This window comes from Candidatus Margulisiibacteriota bacterium (assembly GCA_003242895.1).
Lineage (GTDB): Bacteria > Margulisbacteria > Riflemargulisbacteria > GWF2-39-127 > GWF2-39-127 > GWF2-39-127.
Map to the genome: position 1 here is coordinate 16,402 of QKMY01000060.1, position 14,148 is coordinate 30,549.

17 protein-coding genes are annotated in these 14,148 nt (G+C 38.0%); 8 read left to right on the plus strand and 9 right to left on the minus strand.

All coding sequences use genetic code 11. The features are described from left to right. Positions 1-4 precede the first annotated feature (4 nt). From DKM50_11150 to DKM50_11170, 5 genes are all read left to right on the plus strand, one after another. Complete coding sequence (locus DKM50_11150; GenBank protein ID PZM78513.1) at positions 5-862, plus strand: NAD(P)H-hydrate dehydratase; 858 nt, start codon at positions 5-7, stop codon at positions 860-862. Further along, on the plus strand, positions 855-1,622 hold the full coding sequence (locus DKM50_11155) for an ABC transporter permease (GenBank protein ID PZM78514.1): 768 nt from the start codon (positions 855-857) through the stop codon (positions 1,620-1,622). Before DKM50_11150 ends, DKM50_11155 begins: the two co-directional genes overlap by 8 nt. A 4-nt stretch (positions 1,623-1,626) precedes the next feature. Next, the gene (locus DKM50_11160) at positions 1,627-2,376 is read left to right on the plus strand and encodes an ABC transporter ATP-binding protein (protein ID PZM78515.1); all 750 of its coding nucleotides are present in this window, start codon (positions 1,627-1,629) and stop codon (positions 2,374-2,376) included. Further along, a complete protein-coding gene (locus tag DKM50_11165) occupies positions 2,376-3,725 on the plus strand; it encodes a hypothetical protein (protein ID PZM78516.1) in 1,350 nt (449 codons plus the stop codon). The genes DKM50_11160 and DKM50_11165 overlap by 1 nt, the downstream gene beginning before the upstream one ends. Positions 3,726-3,881: 156 nt before the next feature. Next, the gene (locus DKM50_11170; protein ID PZM78517.1) at positions 3,882-5,258 is read left to right on the plus strand and encodes a hypothetical protein; all 1,377 of its coding nucleotides are present in this window, start codon (positions 3,882-3,884) and stop codon (positions 5,256-5,258) included. A 132-nt stretch (positions 5,259-5,390) separates the two neighbouring features. Here the strand turns inward: DKM50_11170 and DKM50_11175 are convergent, their stop codons facing one another. From DKM50_11175 to rpmB, 5 genes are all read right to left on the minus strand, one after another. Then, positions 5,391-5,933 (minus strand): phosphodiesterase, encoded by a 543-nt coding sequence (locus DKM50_11175; GenBank protein ID PZM78518.1) that lies wholly within the window; start codon positions 5,931-5,933, stop codon positions 5,391-5,393. 4 nt (positions 5,934-5,937) lie between these two features. Beyond that, on the minus strand, positions 5,938-6,516 hold the full coding sequence (locus DKM50_11180; protein PZM78519.1) for a prepilin peptidase: 579 nt from the start codon (positions 6,514-6,516) through the stop codon (positions 5,938-5,940). 86 nt (positions 6,517-6,602) lie between these two features. Continuing rightward, the gene (locus tag DKM50_11185; GenBank protein PZM78520.1) at positions 6,603-6,773 is read right to left on the minus strand and encodes a Flp family type IVb pilin; all 171 of its coding nucleotides are present in this window, start codon (positions 6,771-6,773) and stop codon (positions 6,603-6,605) included. Between the two features lie 87 nt (positions 6,774-6,860). Then, positions 6,861-7,034 carry a Flp family type IVb pilin gene (locus tag DKM50_11190; GenBank protein ID PZM78521.1) on the minus strand — a complete coding sequence of 58 codons (174 nt, stop codon included), beginning with the start codon at positions 7,032-7,034 and terminating at the stop codon, positions 6,861-6,863. Between the two features lie 524 nt (positions 7,035-7,558). Next, on the minus strand, positions 7,559-7,750 hold the full coding sequence (rpmB, locus tag DKM50_11195) for a 50S ribosomal protein L28 (GenBank protein PZM78522.1): 192 nt from the start codon (positions 7,748-7,750) through the stop codon (positions 7,559-7,561). A 418-nt stretch (positions 7,751-8,168) separates the two neighbouring features. Between rpmB and DKM50_11200 the strand changes: the two genes are divergently transcribed. The 3 genes from DKM50_11200 (at position 8,169) to DKM50_11210 (ending at position 11,641) form a co-directional block, all read left to right on the plus strand. Beyond that, positions 8,169-9,107 carry a hypothetical protein gene (locus tag DKM50_11200; GenBank protein PZM78523.1) on the plus strand — a complete coding sequence of 313 codons (939 nt, stop codon included), beginning with the start codon at positions 8,169-8,171 and terminating at the stop codon, positions 9,105-9,107. Positions 9,108-9,399: 292 nt separating this feature from the next. Next, positions 9,400-9,525, plus strand: coding sequence for a hypothetical protein (locus DKM50_11205; GenBank protein ID PZM78576.1), 126 nt, complete (start codon positions 9,400-9,402; stop codon positions 9,523-9,525). A gap of 40 nt (positions 9,526-9,565) precedes the next feature. Continuing rightward, the gene (locus tag DKM50_11210) at positions 9,566-11,641 is read left to right on the plus strand and encodes a DNA helicase RecG (protein PZM78524.1); all 2,076 of its coding nucleotides are present in this window, start codon (positions 9,566-9,568) and stop codon (positions 11,639-11,641) included. A gap of 31 nt (positions 11,642-11,672) precedes the next feature. Here DKM50_11210 and DKM50_11215 read toward each other — a convergent pair whose 3' ends face one another. Genes DKM50_11215 through DKM50_11230 form a run of 4 tightly spaced genes read right to left on the minus strand, consistent with a single transcriptional unit; the run spans position 11,673 to position 14,107 of the window. Then, entirely contained in the window at positions 11,673-12,380 is a 708-nt protein-coding gene (locus DKM50_11215; GenBank protein PZM78525.1) for a cobalt ABC transporter ATP-binding protein, read from the minus strand. A 28-nt stretch (positions 12,381-12,408) separates the two neighbouring features. Further along, positions 12,409-13,164 carry a hypothetical protein gene (locus tag DKM50_11220; GenBank protein ID PZM78526.1) on the minus strand — a complete coding sequence of 252 codons (756 nt, stop codon included), beginning with the start codon at positions 13,162-13,164 and terminating at the stop codon, positions 12,409-12,411. Continuing rightward, entirely contained in the window at positions 13,161-13,478 is a 318-nt protein-coding gene (locus DKM50_11225; GenBank protein PZM78527.1) for a hypothetical protein, read from the minus strand. The genes DKM50_11220 and DKM50_11225 overlap by 4 nt, the downstream gene beginning before the upstream one ends. Continuing rightward, complete coding sequence (locus DKM50_11230) at positions 13,475-14,107, minus strand: cobalamin biosynthesis protein CbiM (GenBank protein ID PZM78528.1); 633 nt, start codon at positions 14,105-14,107, stop codon at positions 13,475-13,477. Before DKM50_11230 ends, DKM50_11225 begins: the two co-directional genes overlap by 4 nt. Positions 14,108-14,148 lie beyond the last annotated feature (41 nt).

A 14,148-nucleotide genomic window follows, 5' to 3' on the forward strand; every position in this document is an offset into this window, starting at 1 on the left:
TAGTATGAATAATCTCGTTTCAGCGTGTTTTAAACCTAGAGCAAAAGATTCGTACAAGGGTGATTATGGTCGGTTAATGGTGTATGGCGGCAGTTTCGGGATGATGGGTGCTGCGTGTCTGGTTGCCAGAGGCGCGATGAGGACCGGAGCTGGTTTAGTCTATATTGCATCTCCTTTATTATTAGTAAACTTTTTTAACCTTGCTTTTACCGAGGCAGTAATTAAGGGGTATCCTGACGAGTTAGGAACTATTTCGCATGATTCTATCGATACGTTATTAGCAGACATGGAAAAAGCGAGTGCACTCGTTATCGGACCGGGTTTGGGAGTCTCTCCCAACGCGAGAAAAATAATTTTGGATATTTTAAAAAATTTAAGAAAGCCGGTTGTTTTAGATGCTGACGGTATTAACAATATTCATCGGCATGAATTGAAACATATTAAAGCATCTGTCATCATTACTCCTCATTACGGAGAATTTTCACGGCTGATGGATTTGTCGATTGCTGATATCCAAAGCAGCGGGACTGAGTTATCCAGAAGAGCTGCCGGAGAGTTGAATATTACTATCGTTTTGAAAAGTTACAGAACGTTAATAACAGATGGGGAACGTTCTATTGAGAACACAACAGGTAATCCGGGAATGGCGACAGCCGGATCCGGAGATGTGCTGTCCGGTGTGATTGGCGGGCTGCTGGCTATGGGTAATGGAGTTTTTGAAAGTGCTGTTGCCGGGACATATGTGCATGGGTTGGCTGGAGACATTGCGGCTGTTGATAAAGGAGAGTATGGTCTGATAGCCTCAGATATTGTAGAATGTTTACCTAGTGCAGTTTTAAAGGTGCAAAAATATAATGTTTAAGTTATTAGGTTCTTTAGTCATAAGTTTCATTGACGAGTTAGGTAATATCACTATTCTGGGCCTCAGGGCAATGCGTTCGATTGTCAAAGGAAAGGTCCAGATGCGGAATGTTATTGATCAGATGGCTTGGCTTGGCGTCAACTCACTGGCTGTTTCGGTGACTACTGCTGCTTTTGTCGGCATGGTATTTGCGACGCAGATCGTTACTAAATTTTCGAAGCTTGGTGCGATCAGTATGGTCGGTGGAATTGTTGGGCTAGCTGTGTGGCGGGAATTAGCTCCTATCCTTACTGCTGTTGTTCTTGCCGGTAGAATAGGCGCTGCGATTGCTGCAGAGTTAGGTTCTATGAAGGTTACTGATCAGATAGATGCCATGGAATCTATGGCAGTAAGCCCGGTTGATTACCTTGTTGCTCCTAGAGTATTATCCTGCGTTTTTATGTTGCCGGTCTTGATTATTTTTGCTGACCTGATAGGTTTTCTAGGCGGATATTTCGTTTCTGTATTTATCTTTAGTGTTAATCCGGTATCCTATTTTACCTCGGCTTCAACAATGCTAACAGTTACTGATATATGGCCAGGTATTTTTATTAAAGGCCCTATTTTTGGTTTGATTATTTCTATGATCGCTACATACAAAGGGTTAAGCGCAAAAGGTGGTGCTCGAGGTGTTGGCGAAGTAACAACAAGTGCTGTTGTTCTCGCATTAGTAAGCATATTTGTCTCCAACTATTTTTTGTCGCAAATTATTTTTAGGTGATACCGTGATAGATTTTGAGAGAGTAACAAAAATATTCGATAGCAGGCTTATAATTGATAATGTTGACCTGACAATCAACAAAGGAGAGAAAGTCTCTATTATCGGTCCAAGCGGGTGTGGGAAAAGCACTATGCTGCGACTCATCATCGGGCTTCAACCTGTAACTTTTGGACGAGTCATGATTGAAGGCGATGATGTTGCGAAACTTAGCTCTACGGGACTTGCAAAACTTCGCTTAAAGTTCGGGATGGTATTTCAGTCTTCAGCTCTGTTTGATTCTTTGGATGTGGGTAAGAACGTAGGTTTTGGACTGAAACAGAATACGGATTATGATGATAATAAAATTAATAAAATTGTCGCTGAAAAATTGGAGATGGTTGGTCTTGCCGGTATAGAGAGGACAATGCCATCGGAATTGTCCGGTGGGATGCAGAAACGTGTGGCCCTTGCACGCGCGATTGCAACGAGTCCGAAAATACTTCTTTATGACGAGCCGACAACCGGATTAGATCCTATTACCTCAACTGTCATCGAAAACCTGATAAATAAATTGAATGCTGAGCTTGATGTTACTTCAATAGTGGTTACTCATCAGTTGAGCACTATATATAATACTTCAGATAGAATTATCATGATGCATAGCGGGAAGCTGTTCGAAGCCGGAACTCCGGATGAAGCTAAAAGAAATCAAAATCCTATTATCAACCACTTTTTAAATGGAATAGTGACACCGAGTGAAAGGAAGGAATATTAATGAATTTATCGAATGCTACAAAGGTAGGTATTGTTACTTTTTTATCGGTAATTATTTTAGTTGTCGGACTTCTATGGAAAAGTGGTCTGTATATTAAAGCATACGGTTATCGAATATATGGTAATTTTGAGACTGTAAGCGGACTTTTGCTCAGCTCACAGGTACGATATCGAGGTTACCTGGTCGGGTTCGTAGAAAAAATAGAGCCTCAAACACGCAGAATAAGGGTTTCGCTTATTATTAAACGAGGAGTTGTACTTCCAGCAAGTTCAAGGCTCAGAGTCTCGTTTGATGGGCTGATAGGTGAAAAATATATGGATATTCTCGCTGAAGTTCCTACAGATGAAGTTTTAAAAGCAGGCACAGTATTGCCTGGCTATGCGTCTAGGGGCCTCGTGGATTTTGTCGATATCGGGACACAGAACCTGGAAGAAACCAAGAAAATGTTGGAAACACTGCGCAATATAATTACTTCGCCAGAAGTTGAAAAATCGATTAAAGATACAATATTAAGGCTTGATACCATCACCATAAGATTTGATGAAATACTCTCGAGTGTCAGCAAATTTACGTCATCAGAAGAAGTATCAGGATTAAAAGATAGTTTGTCTAGTATTTCTCTCTTTGTTAATGATTTGAGGAAAAAGCTTCTTAATCCGGAAGCTGTTAATGATGTTCACGCTATTTTGAAAAATACTGATAGTGCAATGAAAAATATCAAAGAAGCCTCAGATAAAATTAATAGTATTTTTGGATCTGTTGATGGAATGATGCAAGAGAAAGGAACTACTACTGATATTACCGGGCTGCTTAAAGATACAAGAGAGACAATTCAAAGTGTTAATAAATTACTTTCTGAGCCGGAGGTAAAAACAACTATCAAAAAGACGAATCTGGCACTTGATAAGACAAATAGAATTCTTAGCACCATAGAAAACACTGAATTTGTTCCTTATGCCAGTTATAATAATAGAACCAAAAACAGTAATAACTTCTATGATCTAGGGTTTGACGTGAAATATGCAGATATTTATTCAACAGGTATTGGCCTGAGCAATCGTAGTGGAAAAGATAAGCTGGATTACTTACAACAGGGTATACAGTTGAATCAGGATATTGTTGGTCGTGTAGGGATAATGAGATCATTAACCGGCTTTGGTTTGGATTACAAAAAATATGAGTCTCTCCATGTGTCAATTGATTTTCCATACGATAAAGGCCTTAATCTTGACTGTCGAGTGAAGTATAGTCCGTTTAATAAAGGCGTGTTCGAGAAACTATACTTAATGTTGGGGCAAGAGAGTGTTTTTCGCGAGAATTCTTCTTTTGTATTTGGAATAGGATTTTAGTAAGGTTTTTTTCTGACAATAATAGTTATTTCTGAAAAACCATCGGATAATAATTTTTGTATTTAATGATTAATATGATAATATAATAACAATGGGTAATATTTAGTACATTTAATGTATATTATAAATATTAGATGATGGAAACTAAGTGATCAGATGTTAATAAGATTTAGTGATGATAGGTTACATGCTGATATTAGTGTAGGCAGTGATGAGATAGATGCTGCTACTGAAGATAAACTTTATCAATTTCTCAAAGCTAAAGGCATTGGGTATGGTATATTGACGGCCAATGTTACAAGAATTATTGCAGAGAAAATATCCAATAAATATGTTCGGATAGCTGAAGGTAAACCTCCGCAAAGTGGCAAGGATACAGAATTTATCTTGTTTTTTAAGAACGAGATTAAAGCGGAAAAACCAAGAGAACGGGAAAATGGATCGGTAGATCATAGAGATCTTGGTTATGTTATTCCAGTAAAAAAAGGCGGCAGATTAATTGAGATTATCCCACCTTCAAAAGGGGTACAGGGTATAGATGTTTTCGGCAGTATAATCCCGGTAGTTGATGGAAATACATTCTGTATAGCGATTGGTGAAAATACGAGCCTATCAGAGGATGGCCGGTATGTTTATGCTGAAGCTGATGGTGCGGCATCTTTTTTAAATCAAGAGGCGAAAGTTACGACTACACTTCTCATTAAATCTGATATCGATTACTCGGTAGGAAATATTCGCTTTCCAGGGGATATAACAATTTGTGGTAGCGTTAAAGATGGATTTACCGTAATATCCGAAGGAAATATTTTGATCCTTAAGGATATAATTAATGCAACTGTCGAGACAAAAGGTTCAATAGTTATTAAAGGTGGAATAAACAATAAAACCGGCGGTCATGTGAAGGCCGTTAAAGATATCGAGGTAAACTTTATTCAATTTGGCAAAGTTCATGCAGGAGAGAAGCTTATTGTTGAAAAAGAAATTATGTATAGTAACGTTGTAGCGGGTGCGCTGTTAACCAACGATGGCAAAGATAGCCGGATATTAGGCAGTAATATTAAGTGTTATGGCAAAATAATCGCATATGATCTCGGTTCTAGAAAAGAAGCGAGTAAAATGGTGATCACCTTATCTGAAAATTTGGAATTATTGGAAGCAATTGAAAATATCGGGATTAAAATCCAAGCAAATAAATCTGAATTAGTTGGGATAGATACGGAAGTAAAGTATATTGAACAATACCTGGCTGCTCCTAATTTAGCCTCAGATGAGTTCCATGAGTTCGAAAAAATTTATGAAGATTTTAACCAAAAGAAGTTGGAAGTTGAAAAAAATAATATGTATTTAGAAGAAGAAAAGAATAAAATACTTAACTACATTAAAGAAAAAGGCAAACCAATGATCCATGTCAAGAATTCTATCTTTCCGGGGGTTACGTTGCAGTTTTCGACGAGGAAACTTGATATTACCTCTGAAAAAAGAAGAATTAGGATTTTCGAAGAAAATAATGTAATTAATTTTAGGCCTTTGTAAACCGGAATTTGTTTAAATAATGCAATTAATTTCTCCTGAGTAACTCCCACTTAGATTCTGTCGACTTTAATCCTGGTAACTAAAAAGAATTCTTTGGCTTAAACTGGTCAAAAATGTCAACTAACTATTCTTTTAGTCAATATTATATGTTTGAATTATTGATCCGCTAGTGCTATTGATGAGATGAAGTTTTGTATCCTCTAAAATCATCACTGTTGGTGTTTTTTCGTTATTTTTCGGGGATGCCGGTGATCCGGGGTTAATGAAATATATCCCGTCTTCTTTAAGGTAGTTATAGATATGAGTATGTCCGGAGATCAGGATATCTGCCCGTAATTCTTTTGCCAGTAATTTTTTTGATATGTAAGATAAATATATGTCGCCATGAGTAAAAACAATTCTTTTTTTATCGAAGGTTACTGTTCCATATGGATGGGACATCATTCCGTCAGGAATCTCCTGGGCCATATATTTATCGCAGTTTCCTCGGGCAGCATAAATCGGAATGGTAGTAGTTGTCAGGGATGACGTGAAGGATTTCATGTTGGCGTAATCAGCACCGTAAAGGATGTCTCCTGCGTGAATGATGGCGTCAACATCGAGAAAGATATAATTTCGGATGTATTCCCATGCGGAATAATCACCATGAGTATCGGATATAATTCCAAGTTTCATTGTATTACCAGGTAAAGGGTATTTTTAAAATATTAAATTTTAATAGGGATGCTACGAACCCCATAGCAATTGCAATACTATATGTGAATGTCGCAGATTTTTTTTTGTCAGGAAATATGAGTGGCATTCGATAGAGCAGTTTATTTTTTAAACTTATAAAGAATATAATAATTTGAGACCTTTTTCTTTTTGTTACGATATCATTTATTATTAGAAAAAAGCTGCATATTCCTCCGGCTATCAATGTATACAAAATGCACCAAATAATGAAGTGAGAACCCATAAATGCGCCTATTGCCCCCATAAGCTTAGCATCTCCGCCACCAAACCATCCGAAGGCAAAAAGAATAAAGAAGACAACGAGTGCAATAATAAGTCCCGAGAAACTGAAAATAAAGCCTTCTGCAATTGCTCGAAGGGAAAAATTGTTTAAAGAAAAATAGATCATGTTGAACAAGAGTCCGCAGCATATGGCTGGTAAAGTCAAAATATTGTATATTTTTCTTGTGGCTAAGTCAGTGATAACAGAGATTGTTATTATAATTGTGACGAGAATAACTTTAGAAAATATTAATACGTCCATTTTTGTTTTATTTACTAGACCTTTTGAGATTAAGTAAGAAAATAAAAAAGGAAGCCCTATCGAGATGGTAGGGCTTCCTTTTAATACTAGGTACCTGCGATGTTGCCGCCGACAGCTTTCATTTTGTTGCTTACTGTCCCTCCAAGGAAGGTTAATGCAACGATAGCTGCAACTGCGATTAAAGCTGCAATAAGAGCATATTCAACTAGCCCTTGTCCTTCTTCATCTTTAATAAAATTAGCTATTACTGATAACATGGTATCCACCTCTTTTCTGTAAGGTAATATTTTTATTTTATCATAATAATATATAAATGCAAAAATTTAATAATTTGGGTCAAGCTTTCATGTGTCTGTAGCGATGTTGTCGCCGATAGCTCTCATTTTGTTGCTCACTGTCCCTCCAAGGAAGGTTAATGCAACGATAGCTGCAACTGCGATTAAGGCTGCAATAAGGGCATATTCAACTAACCCTTGTCCTTCTTCATTTTTAATAAAATCAGCTAGTAACTCTGTCATGGATTTCACCTCCTAATCATTTGTACTATTACTTCAACAAAAAAAGTATATATTTTTGTTTTATTCAGCCATCCAGTGTGATTGAAAAGGATTAATCATTTTTTGTGCCAATGTGAGAAAAGATTATATTAACTGAAGGATTGTTCGTTATGCCGTCCACAATCACGTAATTATTTTTGTAACGGGATGGCTGGTATGAAAAGTAAGCTCAGCGGTGGCATCTGTATGTGGGATTATGCTGCATGGAGATGATCACATTGTTGCATTATGCTAATATCGTTGTTCTTCTGTGATCATAACGGTCTTTGACAACGAAAAAAGAAGGGAAGGCATGGGAACTTAAAACTAATTGCCTGGGTCAAAGGGGGTTTTAATAAAGAATGTGGTAAGTCGAGATGTTTTTTGTAGTTACCGGGAAGCGATAATGTGAGATCTCGTTAAAAGCTTTTTAATCTATAAAATAAAAATAGATATAGCCTGATAATTATCAGGCTATAGTAACTATTAATTTGGCAATCCAAGTATTAGAAGGTTTTTTCGAGCTTATTTGTCTTTATACAAGATGTGCAAGCTTTTACTTTTTTCTTAATACCTTTTACAAGAATTGTTATTGCTTGTATATTAGGGTACCATTTTCTTCTGGTTTTTTTATTAGAATGACTTACTGCATTTCCGAATATCGGACCTTTTCCACAAATATCACATTTTTTTGACATTTAACTGCCTCCCATGCATTTCATTAGCGAGAAAAAATTATATCACAGCGTATTTTTATTAACAATGGTTAATTTTAAAAGAAATTCCTTGATTTCTTAGTAAAGTATTTTTTCGGATATTATTCGGCAATAGGTTCAAAAATCCTGTAATAGAAATATTCGTATCTGTATTTCAGATTTCAGCTAATTTGGGCAACCGTGCATTTTTATATACTCCTGCGAATGGAAATATTTAGACAACCAATGCAATTTTATGTTACTATCAATGAACGTATCAAAAATATATTTATTATTGAAGCGTAGCGTTTATTATGGATGGATTTGCTTTGATGCTCATAAAATTAGCTTGAAGCGCTTACCTGATACAACCATCCGTTGAAGTCACATTTAAAATAATAAAAAATAATGGGGAATTGTCATGTCAAGAACAAGCTTAAAAGAATGTGATGGAATAAGGCTGAAAAATTTTATTATTGCAGGAGCTAAATGGGTTTATCATCATAAAGATCATCTTGATGAGATTAATTATTTCCCTGTTCCGGATGCTGATACCGGCGCTAACATGTATCTTACCTTTACTTCGATCCTTAATGAAATCAGAAAAGTTGAAAATCCTTATTTGACCTCTTCGATTGCCCGAGCTGCCGCTTTAGGCGGATTGATGGGGAGTAAAGGAAATTCAGGACTGATCCTGTCCCAGTTTTTTAGAGGGTTTTCTGAGTCAATCGGAGATAAAGAAGTGCTCGATGCCGAAGATATTGCCAATGCTTTTTATAGAGCTGCCCAGACGGCGCGCGAAGGAATCCTAAGCCCAAAGGATGGTACCATCCTAAGCGTAGCATATGATGGAGCTAACGCTGCATTAGCAAGTATAAGCAAAAGCGAAGATCTTATCGAAGTGATGACAAGTTTTTATGACGGTGCTTGTGAATCTCTTGAAAAAACAAAAACTTTATTGCCTGAACTCAGAAAAGCCGGAGTTGTTGATGCTGGAGGTAAAGGGCTGGTTCTCTTTTTTGAAGGTATGCTGCGCTTGGCTACCGCTAGGTCAGTTAAAGATGTGCCTGTGATAGATTCTCAGGAAATACCGGACAAGGCTAAAGAGGGAAAAACTATTACTCATCAGTTTTGTACTACGTTTATTATTCAAAAGAATCTCGATATCGATGATAATCATATCAAAAAAATTATTAAGTCATACGGAGATAGTGTTATTGTCGATAAAGGCATCGATAATTTTGCCAAGATATACATTCATACCAATAACCCTGATCAAGTTCTGGAGAAAGCTTCTGAACTGGGAAAGATAACCAACGTTATGATTGATGATATGAAGAAGCAAATTGTTGATCTATGAATATAGGGCTTGTTATTGATTCAACGATCGGTATCCCTTATGAAATTGTAAAGAAATACGCAGTTCGTACTGTAAGGTGTTCGACTCATTTCCTGTGTCTATCTGTTCAGCAATAAAACTAATTGTAGCGCTGAAAAGCCTTGAACATTCGGGCTCATTGAATGATATCAAAATGATATTTGCGGAAGAAACCAGAAATGTTCTAAAAGAGATTGAAAAGTTATTTAAAACATGGAAGAATAGTTCTTGAGAACTTGAATATGTCGGGCTTGCTTATAGTAATTCGGATACTCTGGTCCCAGAACTTGAAACTGTTGTTAAACTGTACTATCCTCATGTTGATCTGGTAATTGTTCAGTTAAGCCCTGTTGTCGGATGCCATGCCGGACCAGGACTCATAGGCTTTGCAGTTTACTAAATCCGAAAAAGATATTTTGCTTTTTATAAGATAAACAATCATGAACGAAAAATTAAAAACATCAATACAATATATCAAAGGTGTTGGTCCGAAGTTAGCTAAATGTTTTGAAAAGCTAGAGCTTTATACTGTAAATGATCTTATCTATTTTTTCCCGCGTTCGTACGAAGACAGACGCCGTATCCCTAAAATTTCGGAAGCTAAAAATAACGAAACAATGTTTTTTGTCGGTGATGTTGTTGCTACGAAAGTGGAGACTACTAAGAACCGGCATAAGCTTTTTAAGGCAAATATCCATGATGGCTACGGGTATCTTTCGGTAGTCTGGTTTAATCAGGCGTTCCTGGAAACTACCATAATGAAAGGAAATCGTCTCTTTGTGTCCGGTAAAGTTGAGTACAATCACTATACTGGCGAATATCAGTTGATGTGTGCCGATTATGAGATTCTGGATAAAGATATGGCGAATAATATTTCCTTGAACCGAGTTGTTCCGGTGTATAACTTAACAAAGGGCATCGTGCAAAAAAAGATCCGTATGTCGATCTATAGTGTTCTTCTCGGATATTTGAACTATGTTGATGAATTCTATGAGGAAGCTTTTCGCAAACAGCATAAACTTATGGGGATCAAGGAAGCTCTGTATAATCTCCATTATCCGAAGGACCGGGAATCCTATGCACTCGCTAAAAGAAGAATTGTGTTCGATGATTTTTTTATGATGCAGCTTGTTCTGGCAAAAAAGAGATTTCTTAACCAGCATCGAGAAAAGGGAATTAGCTTTAATGTGGATTCACAATTATATGTTCGCTACCTTGATTCGCTTCCTTATTCATTAACCAATGCCCAGCAGCGTGTTATTAACGAAATTAAAGGCGATATGAAGAAAATTCATCCGATGAACCGGCTTGTTCAGGGCGATGTCGGTTCCGGTAAAACCGAGATTGCAGTAGCCGCTATTATTGTCGCAGTTGAGAATGGCTATCAAGCAGCGCTGATGGCTCCGACAGAGATTCTAGCCGAGCAACATTACAAAAAGCTTCTTAAATATCTTGAACCACTTGGTATTAAAGTGGAATTGCTTATTGGAAGGCTCAAAACCAAACAGAAGAGGAATGTGCTTGAGTACGTGGCCAGTAACAGTGTTGATGTTGTGATTGGAACCCATGCGCTTATTCAGGAAAAAGTTGAAATTCCTAATTTAGGCTTAGCAATAGTTGATGAACAGCATCGCTTCGGGGTTATGCAACGAGCAGCACTGAAGAAATATGGGAAGAACCCCGATCTCGTGGTAATGACTGCGACTCCAATTCCACGAACGTTATCGTTGACTGTTTATGGCGATCTCGATAAATCGGTTATCGATGAAATGCCTCCGGGAAGAAAAGAGATAAAAACCGAATGGGTAACGAAGTCAACACAGGTACTTGAGTTCCTCAGAAAGAAATTAAAAGACGGAGAGCAGGCATATTATGTTTTGCCTTTGGTAGAAGAGTCGGAGAAGCTTGATCTTAAAGCTGCAATAGATATGCACGAATATCTTAAAACTGATATATATCCTGAGTTTCCGGTAGGGCTTATTCATGGGAAAATGAAAGGTGATGAAAAGGATAATGTCATGCAGATGTTTAGAAATAAGGAAATCCGGCTTCTTGTTGCAACAACCGTTATTGAGGTTGGTATTGATGTTCCTAATGCTACTGTGATGGTAATAGAACATGCTGAAAGGTTCGGGTTATCCCAACTTCATCAATTGCGGGGAAGGGTAGGCCGGGGAAGCTTGCGGTCCTATTGCATCCTCATAGGGAACCCAAAATCGGAAGATGGCCGTAAAAGGCTTAAGGTGATGACTGAGACAACAAACGGCTTTAAACTTGCAGAGTTTGATTTGCAGTTGCGGGGACCGGGAGACTTCTATGGCGTCAAGCAGAGCGGGCTCCCGACAATGAGAATGGCTGATTTTATCAAAGATGAACCGTTGTTGCTGGAAGCTCGTAAGATTGCCGTCGATATTATTGAGATAGATCCGCATCTTGATGGTAGCGAACATAAGAGCATCAAAAAGGCATTGGAGCGGACTGAAGAATACCAGTTTAGTAAAGATGCTATGAATTAAAGCTTAATCTGACGAGATTTATTTTGAGATACTAGAAATCTTCCAGTAAATTATATTTTTTTAGTATGTCAGTATTCCTTAGTATATCTATCGGGCCATCTTGTGCAATTTTCCCTTTTTCAAGGATAATAACTCGCTGGCATAGATATTGTGCCACGTTAAGTTCATGTGTTGCGATAATTTTGGTGCAGGTGAGATTTTTAAGGAGCCTCACTGTTGTAGACTTTTGTCCGGGATCAAGGCCGGCTGCCGGTTCATCAAGTACGAGTATCTCAGGCTGTTGTGCCAGTATTCCTGCCAGTGCGACCAATTTTTTTTCGCCTAAGCTAAGATGAAGAGGATGTTTGTGTTGCAAGTGAGTGGTTCCGGTCATCAGCAGGGCATTGTTTATCCTGGCTTCAATATCGTTTGATCCAAAGTTATAGGGAGCAAATCCAATATCTTCGCGCACGCTTGACATGAAAAGCTGGTTATCGGAGTTTTGGAATAACATACCCACTTTAGCTCGAATTTCGGATAAGTTTTTGTTATTGATGGGAAGCTCGCCGATGATGATGTTTTCATTGTGTTTTTCCGGTAGAATGCCATTGAGGTGATAGATAAGCGTTGATTTGCCTGCACCGTTCGGTCCCATTAAAGCAACATTTTCTCCTTTTTTTATTTCTAACGAGATGTTGCTAAGGCCTTTATTGCCGTCACTATAGATATAGGTTACATTATTCAGTTTTATAATTGTCATGAATTGCCTTATGTCAATTTTATTCGGGTTATAGGAATAGTCCGCAGAGAAACATTCCTACCATTGCCTGCGCAAAAATTATATCACGGAAAGATATGTGATTTTTTTTTGTTTTTTTATGGAGTAACGGTCTGTGGACCTGATACCCTCGGGCGATCATTGCATAATGAACGTAATGAGCTTTATGGAGAGATTTTACCAGCAGACCGGTCAGGATGTTGCCGAAAAGCGTTGTCGATTGTAAGCGGGAGACTTTTAGTCCTCTGCTCAGCGTGGAATTTTTGATGTGGAGGTATTCTTGTTGGACAATGCCTTGATAGCGCCAGGCTATCATGCAGATATCTATGAGGAGATGCGGAATTCTAAGTTTGCAAGCGAAATTAAGAAGGTCGTTTTTTTCAGTTGTTGTAATGATGAGATGGAGAAGAATAATTGAAGTAATTGCTTTGTAGCATAGTAATCCGGCGATAAGTGAGCCTTTGTCATAGATATTAATGAAGCCAAGATTGACGATTACCTGAGCATTCGGGTCGTGGCGAAAAGGTAATAGGCATATTATGAGCGCAAGGAAAGGCAATATATGGGTGATTTTTTTTAGATAAAAGTGTATTGGCTGCTTTGACAGATATAGTAAAAAGATTAATGCTGCACTAAATATCAATTGCTTAATTGTGAAGGTTGAAATTGAAAGATTAAGTATAAAATAAATTGTAAAGAGCAGTAGTTTCGGTTCAGCCTTTAGGCTAGATAATAACGATGTGCTGCTGGTTTTCAATGCTGTCAGTCCTTCGTTGCCTGTAGTTGTTTTGGTGTGGTATTTTTTTTTGTCAGGATTTTACCAATGAACAATGCTGAAATAAAGGTCAATAAAGTTCCTGTCAAACCTGCTATCGAGGTGGATAATCCTGAATTAGAAATACAGCTAACCGTATAATCCGGGAGGATTCCATGAATTGCCGGGGTTATGACTGCTTTGCTCATGAAGTTCTTTGCGATGGCGACGTATTCAAGCCCGTCTGGGGCAGTGCAAGCAAATGGGGATATCAATCCGCTAATCATTATTGATGCAAATAAACCTGAAAAAATGAATTTTTTCATAGGACTCCTTCGGATAATAATTCCGGTTTTGCTTTTCGTATAGCGTTTGTTGTTGCAACTGTAATGATGCCTTCGCCGATGCCGATAAGCGAATGAATTCCGACCATTGCAATAATCGTACTTAATAACGGTGTAGTATGGCTTGTTATGAGTAATAGTGAACAAATAGCTGATGCTGCGACGACCGATGTCCATGAAGCGATAAATAATACGACGGCCGTTTTTTCTTTACTGAAGAAAGCGTGAAGTCCCTTATACGCAAAGTAGCTTGTCCATACCGCAATCATCCCCATGCACAAAATATTAGCACCGAGTGCAGTGATGCCGCCGTCACCGAATAACAGGCACTGGATTATGAGAACGACGCTTATGATGATCGAGGCTAATATTGGGCCCACAACTATTGTTGCCAGTGTTGCACCAATAAGATGTCCGCTCGTGCCGGCTAGTACCGGAAAATTAATCATCTGTCCGGCAAAAATATATGCCGAAAGTAATCCGATTACCGGGACAGTTTTGTTGTCGAGGATCGTTCGGGCTTTTTTTAGGGAATAGGCGAGATAACCTGCGGATAAGGTTGAGGTAAGGAGTATTGTTTTTGTATCTAAAAACCCATCCGGTATATGCATCGTCGCTCCTAGAAAGTGTCAAATTTTAAGTTGCAAACCAT